Source organism: Caulobacter endophyticus, assembly GCF_003116815.1.
GTDB classification, from domain to species: Bacteria; Pseudomonadota; Alphaproteobacteria; order Caulobacterales; family Caulobacteraceae; genus Caulobacter; species Caulobacter endophyticus.
In genome coordinates, this window is record NZ_QDKQ01000023.1 from 23041 (window position 1) to 40019 (window position 16979).

General features: G+C 67.8%; 16 protein-coding genes. 3 read left to right on the forward strand and 13 right to left on the reverse strand.

Annotated elements, in window-relative coordinates; all coding sequences use genetic code 11:
- Positions 1-23: 23 nt before the first annotated feature.
- Complete coding sequence (locus tag DDF67_RS04255; protein WP_109099694.1) at positions 24-584, reverse strand: TetR/AcrR family transcriptional regulator; 561 nt, start codon at positions 582-584, stop codon at positions 24-26.
- 97 nt (positions 585-681) lie between these two features.
- On the opposite strand from DDF67_RS04255, the gene DDF67_RS04260 reads away from it, so the two are divergent.
- Entirely contained in the window at positions 682-1662 is a 981-nt protein-coding gene (locus tag DDF67_RS04260; RefSeq protein ID WP_109099695.1) for a glycosyltransferase family 9 protein, read from the forward strand.
- Positions 1662-2048, forward strand: a complete 387-nt coding sequence (locus DDF67_RS04265; protein ID WP_109099696.1) for a DUF6165 family protein — start codon at positions 1662-1664, stop codon at positions 2046-2048. Before DDF67_RS04260 ends, DDF67_RS04265 begins: the two co-directional genes overlap by 1 nt.
- Before the next feature lie 40 nt (positions 2049-2088).
- On the opposite strand, the gene DDF67_RS04270 is transcribed toward DDF67_RS04265, so the two are convergent.
- Positions 2089-2901, reverse strand: a complete 813-nt coding sequence (locus DDF67_RS04270; RefSeq protein WP_109099697.1) for an enoyl-CoA hydratase/isomerase — start codon at positions 2899-2901, stop codon at positions 2089-2091.
- Between the two features lie 160 nt (positions 2902-3061).
- The gene (locus DDF67_RS04275; protein WP_109099801.1) at positions 3062-4123 is read right to left on the reverse strand and encodes a GGDEF domain-containing protein; all 1062 of its coding nucleotides are present in this window, start codon (positions 4121-4123) and stop codon (positions 3062-3064) included.
- Positions 4124-4302: 179 nt separating this feature from the next.
- Between DDF67_RS04275 and DDF67_RS04280 the strand changes: the two genes are divergently transcribed.
- Positions 4303-5760: a coniferyl aldehyde dehydrogenase gene (locus DDF67_RS04280; protein WP_109099698.1), complete on the forward strand. Its 1458-nt coding sequence runs from the start codon at positions 4303-4305 to the stop codon at positions 5758-5760.
- A gap of 169 nt (positions 5761-5929) precedes the next feature.
- Here the strand turns inward: DDF67_RS04280 and DDF67_RS04285 are convergent, their stop codons facing one another.
- From DDF67_RS04285 to DDF67_RS04330, 10 genes are all read right to left on the reverse strand, one after another.
- On the reverse strand, positions 5930-6289 hold the full coding sequence (locus DDF67_RS04285; RefSeq protein WP_408608570.1) for a hypothetical protein: 360 nt from the start codon (positions 6287-6289) through the stop codon (positions 5930-5932).
- 23 nt (positions 6290-6312) lie between these two features.
- Positions 6313-7902, reverse strand: a complete 1590-nt coding sequence (locus DDF67_RS04290; protein ID WP_109099699.1) for a DEAD/DEAH box helicase — start codon at positions 7900-7902, stop codon at positions 6313-6315.
- A 355-nt stretch (positions 7903-8257) separates the two neighbouring features.
- Positions 8258-8578, reverse strand: a complete 321-nt coding sequence (locus DDF67_RS04295; protein ID WP_109099803.1) for a plasmid stabilization protein — start codon at positions 8576-8578, stop codon at positions 8258-8260.
- 117 nt (positions 8579-8695) lie between these two features.
- A complete protein-coding gene (locus DDF67_RS04300; RefSeq protein ID WP_109099700.1) occupies positions 8696-9220 on the reverse strand; it encodes an SRPBCC family protein in 525 nt (174 codons plus the stop codon).
- A gap of 60 nt (positions 9221-9280) precedes the next feature.
- Positions 9281-10567: an RNA polymerase sigma factor gene (locus tag DDF67_RS04305; protein WP_109099701.1), complete on the reverse strand. Its 1287-nt coding sequence runs from the start codon at positions 10565-10567 to the stop codon at positions 9281-9283.
- Positions 10564-10947, reverse strand: a complete 384-nt coding sequence (locus tag DDF67_RS04310) for a YciI family protein (RefSeq protein ID WP_109099702.1) — start codon at positions 10945-10947, stop codon at positions 10564-10566. Before DDF67_RS04310 ends, DDF67_RS04305 begins: the two co-directional genes overlap by 4 nt.
- Before the next feature lie 486 nt (positions 10948-11433).
- Positions 11434-12270: a recombinase family protein gene (locus tag DDF67_RS04315; protein WP_233247537.1), complete on the reverse strand. Its 837-nt coding sequence runs from the start codon at positions 12268-12270 to the stop codon at positions 11434-11436.
- Positions 12271-12484: 214 nt separating this feature from the next.
- Positions 12485-13861 (reverse strand): HlyD family type I secretion periplasmic adaptor subunit, encoded by a 1377-nt coding sequence (locus DDF67_RS04320; RefSeq protein WP_233247538.1) that lies wholly within the window; start codon positions 13859-13861, stop codon positions 12485-12487.
- 4 nt (positions 13862-13865) lie between these two features.
- The gene (locus DDF67_RS04325) at positions 13866-15656 is read right to left on the reverse strand and encodes a type I secretion system permease/ATPase (RefSeq protein WP_199229148.1); all 1791 of its coding nucleotides are present in this window, start codon (positions 15654-15656) and stop codon (positions 13866-13868) included.
- Positions 15653-16979: DUF7507 domain-containing protein (locus DDF67_RS04330; RefSeq protein ID WP_146197956.1), on the reverse strand; the 1327-nt coding region annotated here is incomplete at its 5' end. The genes DDF67_RS04330 and DDF67_RS04325, both read right to left, overlap by 4 nt.

Consider the following 16979-nt stretch of genomic DNA (forward strand, 5'->3'; position numbering starts at 1 on the left):
GAGGGCTTGTGATTGGTTTGGGGTCAGCGTGCCTTGAGCACGGCCTGGACGGCCGCGGTCATCAGCGAAGCATGGGCCGAAAGCGCGTCTTCGCCCAGGCGCCCGTAGGCCTTGTTCTGAGCGGTCTGGGTGATCACGCCGATGGCCATGGCGGCCACCACGCGCGGATCCCCGGGCGGCAGCTCCATCTTCATCATGCCGTACTTGATGATGGTCTCGACCAGGGTCACCGGGTCGCGGCCGTCGTCCTGGTAGTAGGGCAGGAAGTGATGCAGTTGCAGCAGGTGGAACGAGAACAGGGTCCAGTCCTCGTCGGCGGCCGTGCAGTAGGCCTTGACCAGGGCCGCGGCCTTGGCCTCGACGCCATGGACGGCGCCAGCCTCGGTATCGATCAGATCGGACAGGCGCCTGTGGGCGGCCATGAACAGACCGATGGCCAGTTCGTCCTTGCTCTTCCAGTGGCGATAGATCGCGCCCTCCGAAACCTCGGCGCGGGCGGCGATCAGCTTGGTCGTCGCGCCATCGACGCCGTGGGCGGCGAAGACTTCGAGGGCGGCGCGTTCGATGCGGGGCTTGGCGCTCATGCAATCGACGTTACCCCAAATCACGCGCCATGCAAGTAAATGCTCACATACTGATCGCGACGATTGACGGCGGCGGCGGGCGCGGCCATGCACGGCCATGGTCCAGACGGTTCTGATCTATTCCATGGGCGAAGTGATCGGCGACGGCCTGATCAAGCTGCCCTTCATCGCGGGCCTGCGCGCGGCCTTGCCAGACGCCCGGATAACCTGGTGCGCCGCCAAGGGCGTGACGGTCTATGACGGCCCGCTCAAACGCGTCGTGGCGGGGTATATCGACGAGATCGTCAAGGATGGCGTCACAGGCGCCGGTGCGCTGGACGTGCTGCCCTGGGTGAAGCCCTTGAGCGGGCGCACCTTCGACCTTGTGATCGACACGCAGGAGAATCTGCGCCGCAGCCTGGTGGCCAGGCGTGCCGTCACAAGGGGCGGCAGGTTCGTCTCGGCCGCCATGCAGGCGCGCAAGCCTGATTGGCCGGCGGCCGTGGTCGACCGACTGGCGCGGCTTCTGGCCCTGGTCACGGACGGCCAGGGCGCCTTGCGGCCGCTGGCCCTGACCGAGGCCGACGCGGTCTCGGCCGCCGAGGCGCTGTTGCCGGATGGTCCGACCTATGTGGGCCTGGCCCCCGGCGCAGGCGGCCAGGAAAAGCGCTGGCCGCTCGAAAGCTATCTCGACCTTGCCCGCGCCCAGCAGGCGGCGGGACGCGCGCCGGTGTTCTTCTTCGGTCCGGACGAAGCCGTTGATGCGGCTATCGCGCGGGCGCAGGTTCCGGGCGCGCTGTTCCCGGAGGCCGACCGCACCGACGGATTCGCCGGTGTGAAGGGGCCGATCCTGGCCATCGCCCTTGCCGGACGCCTCGCCGCCGCCGTGGCCAACGACGCTGGCCCTGGCCACATGCTGGCGGCCGGCGGCGCGCCGCTGCTGTCGCTGCAGCTAAATCGCCGCAAAGCCGTGAAGTTCAAGCCCGCGGCGCAACGCCTTGAGATGCTGTGCGCCGAGGACTACGGAGAGAGCATGGCCGCCCTGCCGCTCGCCCCGGTGAAGGCCGCCCTCGACACCCTGATCGCCGGAGTTTCCTGATGTCCATCCTCGCCCCCATCTCCGCCGGCGAGCTCGTCGACAAGATCACCATCCTGCGGGTCAAGGCCGAGCGGATCGGCGACGCTGCCAAGGAAGCCAATGTCCGCAAGGAGCTGGCGCTGCTGGAAGGCATCGCGGCTAATGCCCTGACGCCCAGCGCCGAGCTGGACGCCCTGACGGTCGAGCTGACCGCCATCAACGCCGCCCTCTGGGACATCGAGGACGGCAAGCGCGCCTGCGAGCGTAGCCAGGCCTTCGGCCCGGAGTTCGTCGAGCTGGCCCGCCGCGTCTACATGGACAACGACAAGCGCGCCGCCGTTAAGCGCAAGATCAACGCCCTGACCGGCTCGGACATCGTCGAGGAAAAGAGCTACAAGCCCTATTAAAGCAAAGGCTTGCGCTCGGGCATTGATGTTTAAAGGGGGCTCAGCGCCCCTTGAAGGCCGCGGGACGCTTCTGCAGGAAGGCGCTGACGCCTTCGATGAAGTCCTCGGTCTTGCCGCAGGCGCGCTGAGCGTGGCGCTCGGCATGCAACTGGCCGACCCAGTCGGCGTCGAGGCTGTCCCAGACCAGGCGGCGGATCGCGCCCAGCGAAGCAGGGCCGTCGGCCAGGGCGCGGGCAAGCTCCACGGCCCTGGGCATCAACTCCGTATCGGGAACGCAGCGGTTGATCAGGCCCCAGTCGAGGGCGGTGGCGGCCGGGACCTTGTCGCCCAGCAGCATCATCTCCATGGCGCGCGCCTTGCCCACCAGACGCGGCAGGAGATAGGTCGAGCCGCCATCGGGAACCAGGCCGATACGGCGGAAGGCCTGTAGGAAATAGGCGCTTTCGGCGGCCACGACGATGTCCCCGATCAGCGCCAGCGAGCAGCCGATGCCCGCAGCCGGGCCGTTCACGGCCGTAACGATCGGCAGCGGAAAGTCTCGCAGCAGCGTCATCAGAGGGTTGTAGACGCTCTCAAGCGCCGCGCCTGCGTCGGGCTTGCCGTCGGCGTCCATCGGGCGGCCCGCCGTGGCGCCGGACGACAGGTTGGCGCCGGAGCAGAAGCCGCGACCTTCGCCCGTCAGGATCACCGCCCTGGCTTCGACCTTGTCGGCCGCGATTGCGCCGAAGGCCTGGGCGAGCTCGCGGGCGACTTCGGGGCTGGCGGCGTTCAGGGAAGCGGGGTCCGAAAGGGTGACGACGGCGACGCCGTCCTGGGCTTCCAGCCGGATCTTTTCATAAGCCGTTTCGGCCATGGGGGCGGTCCTCCGGGCGTCTTTACGCGCCTGGACGCCAGCTAGGCGCGACTGTCCCAGGGGAACGCAAGAGGGGTGTTCGGGCAAATGAAAAGGGCCCGCCGATCCTTGAGGATCGACGGGCCCCGACGCGGTTCTCTGGAGAAGAACGCGTATCTCGTCAGGCGGCGTTGGCCGATTCAGCCTGCGTGTCGGCGGCGGTGACGCGATTGCGGCCGCTGCGCTTGGAGGCGTAGAGGGCCGCGTCGGCGCGCTCCATCACCGAGTGCCCGGTCTCGCCCTTGCGGCGCTCGGCAAAGCCCGACGACAGGGTGATCGCGCCCAGGTCCTCGTTGGTCGAGCGGCGCTTGAGCATGCGCGAGGAGACCTCGACGCGGATCTCTTCCAGCGTGGCGCTGACGGTGGCTGCGGCTTCGCCAGGGAAGATCATCGCGAATTCCTCGCCGCCGTAGCGGGCGGCGAAGCGGGGCAGGGCGGCCACGCGACCGATGACGCTGGCCACATAGCGGATGACCTGGTCGCCCGTCTGGTGGCCCCAGGTGTCGTTGAAGCCCTTGAAGTGGTCGATATCGAGCACCGCCAGGCAGATGGCCGAACCGGCCTCGTCGGCTTCGGCGCAGGCGCGCTCCAGTTCCTCGTCGAAGGCCTTGCGATTGGCCAGGTTCGTCAGGCCATCCGTGGTGGCGTCGCGACGCACCTGTTCCAGGTGCTCGCGCAGGCGATCGACCTCGGCGGTCGAGTCGGCCAGGCGGCTTTCCAGCGCCTTGTTTTCCTTGGCGACCTGCCGGGTGGCCTCGGCCAGGCTGGAAACCACGGCCTTGATGCCTTCGACACCGGTCGGGGCGTCGAGATCCTTGGACACGCCCGCCAGGGTCTTGCCGAAGGCGGCGTTGGTCTTCTGGGCGTTCTGGATGGCCTTTGAGACCGACTCCAGCTCCTTGGAAAGCAGGTCGCCGGCGTCGCGGATCTGTTCGTTGAGGCGGGCCTTGGGGAGATACGCCGCGGCGAGCTCCTCGCTCAGCATCTCGGTGATGGGCTCGCCCATCGAGATCAGTCGGGTGATCTCGCGCGCCAGGGCGCCGTCGGGATCGGCCACATAATGGGTCCAGAGTTCGAAGTTCAGCGCGGTCGGCCAGATCTGATGGCGCTCCATCAGGTCGAGGGCCCGACGGGCGATCTTGTAGGCTTCCGGGCCGCGCAGCGTGGTTTCGACGTCCGACATCATTCATTCCCCCGTTCGATCCGGGCTTCTCCCAGACCGATCGCTTGCGCGGCGAGCATAGGCACGAGAGTTCAAACGAGCGGTTAAGGCCGTGCGGGGTGCTTGCGTCAGGCACAACTCCAAAGCATTCTGAACGTTGATAAGATGAGCCGAGAGGCCGTTTTCGGGAGAGACGCCGCATGAACGCCCCCGCCAATCTCGGTCAGGAGGCCGCCAAGGCCGGCCTCGAGATCATCCTACAGCGCCAGAAGGCCGCCCATCTGCGCGACGGCGCGCCGCCGCTCGAGCGACGGATCGACTGGCTGAATCGCTGCATTGCGCTGCTGGTCGACCACCAGTCCCAAATCGCCCAGGCGGTCAGCGACGACTTCGGCGTGCGCTCCAGGGACGCCACGGCCCTGACCGACGTGGCCGGATCGATCGGCCCGCTCAAGTACGCCCGCGACCATGTCGGCAAATGGATGAAAACCGAGAAGCGCCGCACGACGCCGGCGCTACTGGGCCTGTTCGGCGCCAAGGCCGAGGTGCGCTGGCAACCCAAGGGCGTGGTCGGGGTGATCAGCCCGTGGAACTTCCCGGTGAACCTGACCTTCGCGCCGCTGGCCGGGGTGCTGTCGGCCGGTAACCGGGCCATGATCAAGCCGTCGGAATATACGCCCGCCACCTCCGATCTGCTGAAGGCGATGTTCGCCAAGTCGTTCGACGAGGACGAGATCGCCGTCGTCACCGGCGGTCCCGAGATCGGTCAGGCCTTCTCCGGGCTAGCCTTCGATCACCTGCTGTTCACCGGCGCGACTTCGGTGGCCAGGCACGTGATGCGAGCGGCGGCCGAGAACCTGGTGCCGGTGACTCTGGAGCTGGGCGGCAAGAGCCCGGTGATCCTGTCGCGCGGCGCCGATCTCGACACCGCTGCGGCCCGGGTGATGGCCGGCAAGACCCTGAACGCCGGCCAGATCTGCCTGGCGCCCGACTATGTGCTGGCCCCGGCCGAGGATGTGGACCGCTTCGTCGAGGCCGCCCGCGCCGCTGTCGCCCGCAGCTTCCCGACCCTGAGGGACAATCCCGACTACACGGCCCTGGTGGCCCAGCGGCACTATGACCGGGTGAAGGACTATGTCGACGACGCCAAGGCCAAGGGCGCCAAGGTGGTCGAGCTCAATCCGGCCGGCGAGGACTTCTCCCAGCAGCAGCAGCGCAGGATTCCGCCGACCCTGATCCTCAAGCCGACCGACGACATGACGGTGATGCAGGACGAAATCTTCGGCCCGCTATTGCCTGTAAAAGCCTATGACCGGATCGAGGACGCCATCGACTACGTCAATCGTCACGACCGACCGCTCGCCCTCTACTGGTTCGGAACTGACGAGGCCGAGCGCGAACGGGTGCTGGCCGCCACGACCAGCGGCGGGGCCACGGTCAACGACGTGATCTTCCACGTCGCGCAGGAGGACCTGCCGTTCGGCGGCGTCGGCCCGGCGGGCATGGGCGCCTATCACGGCTACGACGGCTTCCGCGAGTTCAGCCACCGCAAGGCGGTGTTCCACCAGCTGAAGAAGGACATCGGCCCGATGCTGGCCCTGCGCCCGCCTTACGGCGAGGGCATCCGGAAGTACCTGGCGGGACAGATCAAGCGGTAGGGGAGCTTCTCAGCGCCCTCGCAACCACGATCGCCTCCTGAGCCCCGTGCCCAGGATCCATCGTTCACCTGCTCAGGCCTTGGCTATCCTGGTCGAGATTTGAGCGGTTACGGGCATGGGTCCTCGCCACGAGGGCGAGGGAAGCGAATGCTATTGGGGCCGCAGCCTATCAACGCCCCTCGGTCCACAGGTCCAGCGGCTGATGCTGCTCATGCCGGATCACGGCGAAATAGCCGGCGACGCCCAGCACGATTCCGGCGATCGCTCCGCCGATAAAACCTGCCGGTGTGGCGAACCACAGCGTCAGCACGGTCAGGGCGACGGCGACGCCGACGATGGACCAGCGCACGAAGACGCTGAAGGCGTGATAGGTGCGCTCGTGCACCAGCAGTTCCAGGTTGGATTGCGAAGGCGTGAAGTCGGCCATGGCGGTTCCTTCGAAGGCTTCGGGAAAAACGCGCGGAGCCGCCCGAACGACGCGGCTGTCGGCAAAAGAAAAGCCGGCGGCTCCGTGGAGCACGCCGGCCAATCTACGCCTTTTCAGACGGTCCGTCAGTCCTCGACCTTGGCCAGCTTCGGCGGCGCGCGAAGCAGGAAGGCGGGAATGTCGTTGCCGAAGCCGACCACTCGGCGGTCGTCGTCGTCCTCGCGGCCGCGAACCGGCTGGACGCCGCGAACCGGCATCGGCGGGCGTTCGCGCGACGGGCGGGCGACAGGCGGCGCTTCCTCGATGGGCGCTTCCACGGCCACGGCGGGGGCGCGGTCTGCGCGCTCGCCACGATCGCGCGTCCGTTCGCGGCGCGGCTTGCGTTCCGGACGCTCGCCACGCTCGACGGCGGGCGCTTCGGCCGGCCCCTCGGCGACGACGGTTTCGACGACTTCGGCTTCCGCAGCGGTCTCGGCGCGCTCGCGACGGCCGCGGCCGCTGCGCTCGCCACGCTCGCGGCCCGGACGTTCGCCACGACCGCGACGGCGGTCGCCTTCGCGCGGCACGGTGACGGCGTTGGTGTAGTCGACGTCGATAACCTCTTCCGCGGGCGTCGAGCCGATCAGCTTGACGACCTTGTCGAAGCCCTTGTCGTCGGCCGGGGTGACCAGCATGTAGGCCACGCCGGTGCGGCCGGCGCGGCCCGTGCGGCCGATGCGGTGCACGTAGTCGTCGGCGTGGTGCGGAACATCGTAGTTGAAGACATGGCTGACGGCCGGGATGTCGAGGCCGCGCGCGGCGACGTCGGAAGCCACCAGGATCTTCAGCGCGCCCGAGCGGAAGTCGGCCAGGGTCTTCATGCGCTGGCTCTGGTCGAGGTCGCCGTGGATGGCCGCGGCGTCGAAGCCGTGCACCTTCAGCGACTTGGCGACGATATCGACTTCGGTCTTGCGGTTGCAGAAAACGATGCCGGTTTCAGGTGCGGCCTTTTCGACGATGGTGCGCAGGGCCAGGCGCTTGGCCTTGGGATCCGACGACGGCACCTTGATCAGCAGCTGGGTGATGTTGGCGTTGGTCGTGGCCGGCTTGGCCACCTCGATCCGCACCGGATCCTTCAGGAACTGTTTGGTGAGGCGCGTGATTTCCGGCGGCATGGTCGCCGAGAAGAACAGGGTCTGCTTCTTCGGCGGCGTGAGCTTGAAGATGCGCTCGATGTCCGGGATGAAGCCCATGTCGAGCATGCGGTCGGCTTCGTCGACGACGAGGAATTGCACGCCGGTCATCAGGAGCTTGCCGCGCTCGAAGTGGTCGAGCAGGCGGCCCGGGGTGGCGATCAGCACGTCGACGCCGCGGTCGAGCTTCTTTTCCTGGTCGCCGAACGAGACGCCGCCGATCAGCAGCGCCCACGAGAGCTTGGTGCCCTTGGCATACTTCTCGAAGCTGGAGGCGACCTGGTCGGCCAGTTCGCGGGTCGGGGCGATGACCAGGGCGCGCGGCATGCGGGCCTTGGCCCGGCCCGAGGCGAGCTTGTCGATCAGGGGCAGGGTGAAGGCCGCGGTCTTGCCGGTGCCGGTCTGGGCGATGCCCAGCACGTCCTGGCCGACGAGGGCGACCGGAATCGCCTGGGCCTGGATCGGGGTGGCGGTCGTATAGCCGGTGTCGGCGACCGCCTGAAGGGTCGTGGGCGAAAGCCCGAGGTCTGAAAATTCGGTCATGTCACGCTGGTCTAGCTCGGAGCCGCCCGTGCTTGGGCGAGCGGGCGGCGCGGATTCGCCAGACCTGCTCCGAAGGTGCGGATAAATAGGCGTAATCGCCGCAAAGTCAATCTTCGCGGGGCCCGCCAGGGTTTCAGGTGGGTGCGCCGGATGGCGAGATCAAGGGCGAGCGCCGTCCCGATCCTTCCCCCGAAGGACCAGACCAGAACACCGGAGCCGTCGGTATCGTCCTGGCGGGGCGGCGCTCGCCTCGGCGCCGCCAAAGGGGAGGAAGACAGCGCTGATAAATCACTACCTAATTAGTATGGATTTGCGCGCCCCAGATTTTCTGAGGTCGTCGTCAGGCGCGTCCGGTCTAGTGGTGCGCGTGGTGCTCGGCGTTGCGCTTGCGGGTCGCCGCAGCTTTCCTGGCCGATGCCGACCGTTCGGCGGCGGTACGGCTGGCCGAAGCCTTGCCACCTTTCTCGCCGCCCTTGTGCGCGGCGGGATGGCCAGTCCGCTTGCCACGGCCGGCTCCGCCGGGCTGCTTGCCGCCGCCGTCGTCCTTGTTGACCGTGGCCCAGGCCCGGCGTTCGGCCTCTTTCTCCGAGACCCCGCGAGCCTCGTAGCCCTCGGCGATGTGCTCTGCCTTGCGTTCCTGCTTGTCGGTGTACTTGCTCTTGTCACCGCGTGGCATGTCATCCTCCTTCCGCTCGGCGTGGACAGGAGAAACCCGCGGCAAGCAGGCGGGTTCGAACTTCAGCAGTAGGAAACGGGCCATGCCGACCTCCGAAAGCGCGAAGGGAAGGGGACCTCAATTACGCTCGGCGACGGATTTGAGATTGGACAGGCCCGTCTCGAAATCGCGACCGATCATCTTGTCGATATTGAACACTAGGCCCATCAGGCGCGAGACGTAAGGCGCCGGCCCCGACATCGCCCAGGTCACCCGGGTGGCCTCGCCGGCGGGTTCGGCGGTGAAGGCGGCGGCGTTGCTGGCCTCGAAGGGCTTTTCGAAGTCCAGCGCGATGCCCACCTCGCGGCTCGTCGCCGAGACGATCCGCATCCGGCCAGTCCCTGCCTTCCTGCCAGCCCAGGCGTAGGTCGCGCCGACGCCACGTTCGGCTCCGCCATAAGTGCGTTGCAGGTCGGCATCCAGGGTCTCGTACGGCGACCAGGCTCGCCAGGCCTTGAAGTCGGACACATGGGCAAGCACGGCCTCGGGCGGCGCGTTGATCAGCATCGAGCGCTCGACCCGAAAGGTCGGCGGACGCAGGGCCGCGGCGACCAGCAGGCCAGATAGCGCCAGCACTCCAACGACGGCGACGATCTTCAGCATCGAAAACTCCCTGAGCGCGGACCGGTTCTAGGGCCATTTGCGGCAAGGACGTCCGAAGCGTCAGCCTTCCGACACCGCGTTGCGATTTTTCTGGCCGTCGGCCTGCAGCCGGTCGAGGTGCTGGCGTATGTGAGCAGCCTCGGCGGCGCCGCCAGCCAGGGCGATGGCCTGCTGGAAGGCCTCACGGGCGACATCGTCGCGGCCCAATTGCAGATTCAGCGCGCCCTTCAGGCCGTGAAAGTGGAAGTAGCCGGCCAGCCGCTCCTCCAGCGGCGCGATCATCTCCAGCGCGGCCTGCGGCCCGGCCACCTTGGAAACCGCCACGGCGCGGTTAAGGCTGACGACCGGGGAGGGGGTCATGCGCTCCAGCGCCGCGTAGAGCTGGTCGATCTGAGTCCAATCGGTGTCCTGCTGGCGCTCGGCCCGGGCATGCAGGGCGGCGATCGCGGCCTGGACTTGGTAGGGGCCTGGCTGGCGATGGCGCATGGCCTTGTCGATCATGGCCAGCCCCTCGGCGATCATCGCCTTGTCCCAGCGGCCGCGATCCTGATCCTCGAGCAGCACGATCAGGCCGTCGGCGTCCAGGCGCGCCGGGCTGCGGGCATGCTGCAGCAGCATCAGCGCCGTAAGGCCCATGACCTCGGGCTCGGCCGGAAACAGCCGCAGCAGCAACCGCGACAGACGCAGGGCCTCGTGGCACAGCGGCCGCCGCGCGCCGGCTTCCACACCGCCGGCAGAATAGCCCTCGTTGAACACCAGATAGACCATGGCCATCACGGTCAGCAGCCGTTCGGCGCGTTCGGTCGGGCTGGGCGCCTCGAACGGCGTATCGCCCTTGGCCACGCGGGCCTTGGCGCGGGTGATCCGCTGTTCCATGGCGCTTTCGCCGACCAGGAAGGCGCGAGCGATCTGGCGTACCGACAGGCCCGAGACGATGCGCAGAGCCAGGCCGATCTGCTGGGTGGCCGGCAGATCCGGGTGGCAGCAGACGAACAGCAATCGCAGGATGTCGTCGCGATAGTCCGCGCCGTCCAACCGCTCGGCCAGCGCGGTTTCGGCGTCGTCGAGGCCAGCGGCGAGGTCGGTCAGCACGTCATCGGACGGCAGGGCGGTCTGGCGACTGCGCTTGCGGCCAGCGTCCACGCCGCTGTTGCGGCCCACCAGGATAAGCCAGGCGGTCGGATCGCGTGGCGGGCCTTTCTCCGGCCAGGACTTCAGGGCGCGAAGACAGGCGTCCTGATAGGCTTCCTCGGCCGTGTCGAGGTCGCGGAAATAGCGCAGTAGGGCCGCCATGGCCTGGGGGCGGGCCGAAACCAGTGCGGCGTCGATCCAGTCCGGGTCGGTCATGCGCCCGCTCCGTGAACGCCGTTCGATTTCCAGATATCGGCTACAGGACGAATTTCGTAGCAGCCGCCGGGGTTTGCGCGCGCAAGCTCGCGCGCGGTAGCCACAACGTCGTCGAGATCGTCGCAATCGACGAGATAGAAGCCCAGCAACTGTTCCTTGGTCTCGGCGAACGGTCCGTCGACCAGCAGCGGCGGCTCGCGGTCCTTGCGCAGCGTCACGGCCGTCGTGGTCGGCAAAAGCCGGGCTGACAGGCCAAGGCGGCCCCGAGCGGCCAGATCGTCGCGCACCGCGCCCAGTTGCGCCATCACGGCCTCGTCATGCGTCGGGCTCCATGCGCCGACGACGTCTTCCATGTGATAGCAGAGAATGGCGTAAAGCATCCGGCAGCTCCGACGGCGCCAACGCCGTGAGCCAAGGACGCGACAGCCGGGCAAACGCCGACATCGCCGCTGAGGAAATCGGCTCTGTGGTGAATAAGGGCCGAGATAATCGGCCGGATGGAGTCCGGCGCGTCTGAACCGCCTGGGATTTTATTTCTGATAATATTCCTTAGGCGACGTATATTGATGCGCGACTGAGGGTGTCACGGATCGCAAACGCTGCTGTCACGGATCGCAAACGCTGCTGTCACGGATCGCAAACGTTGCGAGTCGCACACCAGCCGTCACCGGTTGCTCCAACGTTCCGGATTTTGGCGCTTCCCGTCTCCAAACCCTGCGACTCCCCGATCCGCAATCGTTGCGACTGGAAATGCATGCGTTGTGGAGTTCCTCCTAGCGCAGCCGTGTTGGCTTAAACCCCGCTAGAAAACGTAGCCTCCGACGGCGCCGACTGCGGCCGCGTAGGTCCATCGGCGTCTCAGATCTTCAGGCCAAGCCAACGAGCGCCGGCCCAGTTCCAGGACAGCCTCTCTCGGAAGCTCTATGGCCAACAAGAACAGCGGATCTTGCACGGCCTGCTCGTACACGCTTTGCCACCCTCGGATGCGCGAATGGCGATAGCGGGACAAAAGCCAGTTCGAGCCCAGTGGAGACTGCTTTGTCGCGCGGTTGGGATCGCTCGGCTCGGCCAACACCAACAAGGCTAGCCGAACCTGTAGAAGTCGGGTCGCGGAGTTTGCGGTCAGTCGCATCGTTTCCGGTTTCGGCCCTTGCCCCGGAAACGATGCGACTGACGGTGGGTTCGCTGACGCGGTAGAGGCGGGCCATTTCGGCGGCCGATTTGCGTCCGGACATTACGTTCTCGACCACGTCGGCGCGTTGTGCGGGGGTCAGTTTCGGCCGGCGGCCGCCGACGCGGCCGGCGGCCCGGGCTTCGGCTAGGCCGGCCATGGTGCGCTCGCGGATCATGGCGCGTTCGAACTCGGCGAAGCTACCGACCATGTGCATCATCATTCGGCCGGCAGGGGTCGTCGTGTCGATGCTTTCGGTCAGGGACCGGAAGCCGGCGCCAGCGGCGTCGATCTTCTCCAGGATGTGCAGAAGGTCTTTCAGGGAACGGGATAGGCGGTCGAGCTTCCACACGACCACAACGTCGCCGGCGCGCAGTTGGTCGAGCATTCGGTGAAGCTGGGGCCGGTCCCATCGGCCGCCGCTGGCCGCCTCCTCGAACAGGCGCTCGCATCCGGCATCGGTCAGCGCGCGCTTCTGGGCCGCAGTCGATTGTTCGTCTCCCTTGGAGACCCGAGCGTAGCCGATGAGCATGTCCCGTCTTTCAAAAACCAGTTACCTTTCGGCGAATTTATGGAAGAGGTTTTCGAAAGAAGCCAGCGCCTTTCCGTACGCGCCGCGCTTCGACCTTTCATAAACGGCCGAAAGCGTAGCGCTGCACGTTATAGGAATATATTCCTATAATGGCGTGCGGGCCGATTTTGGGATCCGCGACAGCAGCATCAGGAAAATATTCCTATTCCGCCTCTCACTGCTCGCGGAAGCTTCTGAACAGCCGCTGTTGCAGCGGCTCCATCAGGTACTGCAGCGCCGTGCGCTTGCGCAGCGGCGCGACGATCTCGACCGGCAGGCCGGCCTTCAGCGTCGGCGGCTCCCGTCCCGGCTGCTTGAGCGCCGCCAGTTCCTCCGGCGGCACGGCGACCTCGGCGCGGAAATAGCGCGCGCCGGTCTTTTCGTCGGTGAAGCCGTCGGCCGACAGCTTGGTCACCGTGCCTTGCAACAGCGGCAGCTGACGGTCGTGAAACGCCGTCAGCTTGACGTCGGCGCTCTGGCCGATGTGGACGTCGTCGGCGTCGTTCGGCGAAACGCGGGCCTCAATGACCAGCGGCGCGCGCTGCGGCACGACTTCCATAAGGACGTCGCCGGGCGCAGCGACGCCGCCGACGGTGAACACTTTCAGGCCCACCACCTGGCCCGAGGCCGGCGCCCGGACCATGCCGCGCGAAAGCTGGTCGCGAGCCGCGGCCAGCCTGGGCTTGAGGTCGTTGAGCTCGACTTCCGACTGCCGCAGCTCGGCGATCACCTCGTCCATGTGCTCGCGGTCGCCTTGCAGGGCCTGCATGCGGGTCTCGCCTATGCCTTCGCGGGCGCTGGCGGCCTGGGCGCGATAGGCGCCGTCGGCGCCCACGAGATCGGCTTGGGCGCGTTCGAGGGCCCTCACCCGGGTCATTGGGGCGTAGCCCTGGGCGGCCAGCTTGCGCATGCCTTCCAGCTCCTCGCCGATCAGCCGCTGCTGCTCGCGATTGGCGGCGAGCTGGCGATTGTAGCCGTTGATCTGTTCGGACAACTGGCCTGCGCGCTCGGCCAGCACGCCGCGTCGCGAGGCCAGGGCCGCGCGCTGGGCGGCCAATTGGCGGCGCTCCAGGCCTATGGCCTCGTCGGCCAGCGCCTGGTCTTCGGCTGGAAGACCCGCGAAGGCGATCGGCTTGATCGGCGCGGCCAGGCCGTCCCGCTCGGCGATCAGCCTTGCCCGGCGCGCCTCGACGGCGAAGACACGGGCGGCCAGCGCCCGTTCCTGCGCCCTCACCTCCTCCACGTTGATCTCCAGCAGCACCTGCCCCTGGCGGACCTTGTCGCCCTCCTGCACGCGCAGCGCCGAGATCACGCCGCCCTCGCGGTGCTGGACGGCCTGGCGGCTGCCCGACACCACGACCACGCCCTGGGCGTAAGCCCCGGCGTCGAGCGGCGCGAAGGCGGCCCAGCCCAGCAAGCCGACGAAGAAGGCGCCGGCGACGACCAGGCCGATGCGAAGCTCCCATTGAGGACCGTCGGTCGGTCCCTGCGTCTTGTAGGCTTCGACCGTGACCATGGCCCCGGATTTCTGGATGGCGAGCGAACCGGTCATGACCTCACCCCGAAACCCGAAGACCCGGCGCCGCGTTGGCGGGCCTGGGCAGGCCAGCGACCCGGGCTTCCAGCGCCTGCAGGACCTCGCGGCGCGGCCCGAACAGATCCATGGCCCCGTCGCGCAGCACCAGCAGCTTGTCGGCCACGCCCAGGATGTTCAGGCGATGGGCGATGACCACCAGGGCCGCCCCCCTTGCCTTCTGGGCCGCGATCGCGTGCTCCAGCGCCGTCTCCCCCTCGAAGTCGAGATTGGAGTTGGGCTCGTCGAACACGAACACCCTAGGCGCGCCATAGAGCGCCCGGGCCAGCGCCAGACGCTGGGCCTGACCGGCCGACACGCCCGCTCCGCCCGGTCCCAGCAACGTGTCGTAGGCTTGGGGCAGTCGCAGGATCATCTCGTGCGCGCCGGCCGCCGTCGCGGCCGCCACCGCCCGCTCGTCGATCTCGCGCGGGTCGCTTTCGGTGATGCTGGCGAAACGGGCGATGTTCTCCTTCACCGTGCCGGCGAACAGACCGCAGTTCTGCGGCAGGTAGCCGATGTGGGCCGCCAGGCGCTCGGACTGCCAGTCGGCGAGATCCGCGCCGTCGATCCGCACACAGCCGAGGTCGGGCGTCAGGGCGCCGACCAGCACCCTGGCCAGCGTGGTCTTGCCCGCGCCGCTGGGCCCGACGACGCCGATGATCTCGCCCGGATTGAGGTCGAACGACACGCCGCGCAGGATCATGCCTGCGCCGTCAGGCGTGCGCACGCAGGCCTGCTCGGCCTGCAGCCGCCCCTTGGGCTCAGGCAGGCGCGTGCGGGCCGGCGCGGCAGGGGCGCGCTCGAAGAGGTCGGCCAGGGTGCGCAGGCCGTCCCGCGCCTGGATCACGTTCTTCCAGGACCCGACGATCTGCTCGACGGGCGCCAGGCTGCGGCTGAGCAGGATCGAGGCGGCGATGACGCCGCCGGTCGAGATTTCGTGCCGCACGGCCAGCCATGCGCCGGCGCCCAGCGCCAGCGACTGCAGGGTCAGCCGCAGGAAGCGGATCAGGCCGGTATAGACGCCGCCGGTGAACTGTGTGTCGGCCTGCAAGCCCACCGCGGCACGGCGCTCCAGCAACTGGCGCACGATCAGCGGCTCGCGCATGCCCAGCGCCTTGACCAGCCCGCCATGGCTTGCGATGGCCTCCTGCGAGGCGTAGGCCTGGGCCGAGGCCTCGTTCAGGGCCTCGAGCTTGGCGCGGGTCGCCTGCTCGTTGAGGATCGCAAGGATCAGCAGGACCCCTGCCCCTATCACCGCGATAACGCCAAGCAAGGGGTGCAGGACGAAGCACAGGGCCAGGTAGATCGGGGTCCAGGGCGCGTCGAGCATCGCCGTTGCGGCGGGACCGGAGACAACGCTTCGGAAAGCGTCGAACTCGCGCATGGCCTGCCGCAGCCGCGGCCCGGCATCGACGCCCAGGCCGCCGGTTAGCCGGGTCAGAACCTCGGGCGCCAGCTGGCGGTCGAGGCGCAGGCCCAGCCGCACCAGGATGCGCTGGCGAAGGTTGTCGAGCACGGCCAGGGTGGCCAGGGCGAAGACGACCGCCACAGTCAGAAACGCAAGCGACAGGAGCCCGCTGGTCGGCAGGACCCTGTCGTAGATCTGCAGCATGTAGAGGGTCGGCGCCAGGTAGAGGATGTTGACCAGGGCGCTGAAACCGGCGGCGATCAGCAGATGCCGCCGGCAGGTTCTCAAGGCCCCGGCCAGGGGCTCGGGAAGGGCGCGCCTCCCCGAGTCTCTCGCCCTGCCCTCGCCGGCCCGCCCGTTCATGCGAGGACATCCTCGGCGTGGTAGCGGGTCAGCATGGTCACGAACAGGTGGTCGTCTCCGTCGCCCGCGAAGGTCGTGGCGCCGATCGTGCCGTTGTTGTTGTAGCCGTCGAGGGCGGTGTGCAGCGACGCGCCCGAACCTTGCCAGGCCGCGCTGTTCTGCTTGACGGCCGGGCCGTTGAAGTCGGCGACGCCGTCATGATTGGCGTCGGCGTACTGCTGCAGCCAGTCGATGGCCTGGTTCATCTTGGCGGCTGGGCTGTTCGGATCGAGCGGGTCGCCCGTAGGGTTGCCGGCCTCAAAGTTCAGCCAGGCGGCGATGACGTCGCGACCCAGGACGTAGCGGGCGTCCTGCGAAGGCTTCATCGAGGCGTCCAGCACCTTCAGGGCCAGGGCCAGCGACATCTGCAGGGTGTCTTCGCCGGCATCGGTGATCCCGTTGCCGTTGTCGTCGCCCAGCAGGATATAGCGCTCTTCCTTGTTGCTGTTGCCTGGGTCTGGGCCGTCGGCGATACCGTTGTTGTAGGCCAGCAGTTCGCCGTCAGGGAAATCGGGACCCGACTTGGTCTCGTTGCCCACGGCGCCGTCCCAGAAGGTCAGGCCGTTGGGCGACAGCCAGAAGCCGGGGGTGCGCACACCCACGCTGTCGATCAGGCCGTAGTAGTAGGCCAGGTCGTGGTCGCTGGCCGCGCCGCCCGAGTAGGCGCCCGACGCGGTGGCGTCGTTGACATGCTGACCGGCGGTCCAGGGCGCGGAAATCTGGAACTCGGTGGTCGCGCCGACCGCCAGGTTGCCCAGATCGCGAGCGGTCCCCGCCGCCGGGCCGTTCAGGTCGAACACCGTGTCGGTGACCGACGTATTGGTCAGGGTCACGTTGCCGGTGTTGGTGACCACGAACTTGAACGCGATGTTGGCGTCGGAGGTGGCGATCGGTCCTTTCGGGTCGTCCGCATCCTCCCAGGTCAGGCCGCCGTCGATCGAGACGTACTTCTCGATGTCGATGCTCGCCCGCTGCTCGACGGGCACATTGGCGTCGTCGGTGTCGGGGCCGGTCTGGTTGGAGTCGGCCGTGGCGGTGTTCTCAAGAGCGCCGTCGCCGCCGCCATTGGAGTCGATCTCGGCCTGGGTGACCGTGTGGGTGGCGGTGTAGCTCCAGGTTTCACCGACCTCCAGCACGCCGTCGTTGTCGCCCACCAGGTCGGCGCCGCGCATGATCGAACCGGCGTCGGCATAGGGATCGGTCACCGTCACGCCGTCGAGCGTGGTGTTGCCGGTGTTGGCCACGGTGATGACGTAGCTGATCTGCTCGCCCGCCGCGTCGGCC

Excerpts from the sequence above, each read along its gene's own strand:
- DDF67_RS04255 (WP_109099694.1), bottom strand. The coding sequence starts at position 584 with ATGAGCGCCAAGCCCCGCATCGAACGCGCCGCCCTCGAAGTCTTCGCC.
- DDF67_RS04260 (WP_109099695.1), top strand. The coding sequence starts at position 682 with ATGGTCCAGACGGTTCTGATCTATTCCATGGGCGAAGTGATCGGCGAC.
- DDF67_RS04265 (WP_109099696.1), top strand. The coding sequence starts at position 1,662 with ATGTCCATCCTCGCCCCCATCTCCGCCGGCGAGCTCGTCGACAAGATC.
- DDF67_RS04270 (WP_109099697.1), bottom strand. The coding sequence starts at position 2,901 with ATGGCCGAAACGGCTTATGAAAAGATCCGGCTGGAAGCCCAGGACGGC.
- DDF67_RS04275 (WP_109099801.1), bottom strand. The coding sequence starts at position 4,123 with ATGTCGGACGTCGAAACCACGCTGCGCGGCCCGGAAGCCTACAAGATC.
- DDF67_RS04280 (WP_109099698.1), top strand. The coding sequence starts at position 4,303 with ATGAACGCCCCCGCCAATCTCGGTCAGGAGGCCGCCAAGGCCGGCCTC.
- DDF67_RS04290 (WP_109099699.1), bottom strand. The coding sequence starts at position 7,902 with ATGACCGAATTTTCAGACCTCGGGCTTTCGCCCACGACCCTTCAGGCG.
- DDF67_RS04295 (WP_109099803.1), bottom strand. The coding sequence starts at position 8,578 with ATGCCACGCGGTGACAAGAGCAAGTACACCGACAAGCAGGAACGCAAG.
- DDF67_RS04300 (WP_109099700.1), bottom strand. The coding sequence starts at position 9,220 with ATGCTGAAGATCGTCGCCGTCGTTGGAGTGCTGGCGCTATCTGGCCTG.
- DDF67_RS04305 (WP_109099701.1), bottom strand. The coding sequence starts at position 10,567 with ATGACCGACCCGGACTGGATCGACGCCGCACTGGTTTCGGCCCGCCCC.
- DDF67_RS04310 (WP_109099702.1), bottom strand. The coding sequence starts at position 10,947 with ATGCTTTACGCCATTCTCTGCTATCACATGGAAGACGTCGTCGGCGCA.
- DDF67_RS04315 (WP_233247537.1), bottom strand. The coding sequence starts at position 12,270 with ATGCTCATCGGCTACGCTCGGGTCTCCAAGGGAGACGAACAATCGACT.
- DDF67_RS04320 (WP_233247538.1), bottom strand. The coding sequence starts at position 13,861 with ATGACCGGTTCGCTCGCCATCCAGAAATCCGGGGCCATGGTCACGGTC.
- DDF67_RS04325 (WP_199229148.1), bottom strand. The coding sequence starts at position 15,656 with ATGAACGGGCGGGCCGGCGAGGGCAGGGCGAGAGACTCGGGGAGGCGC.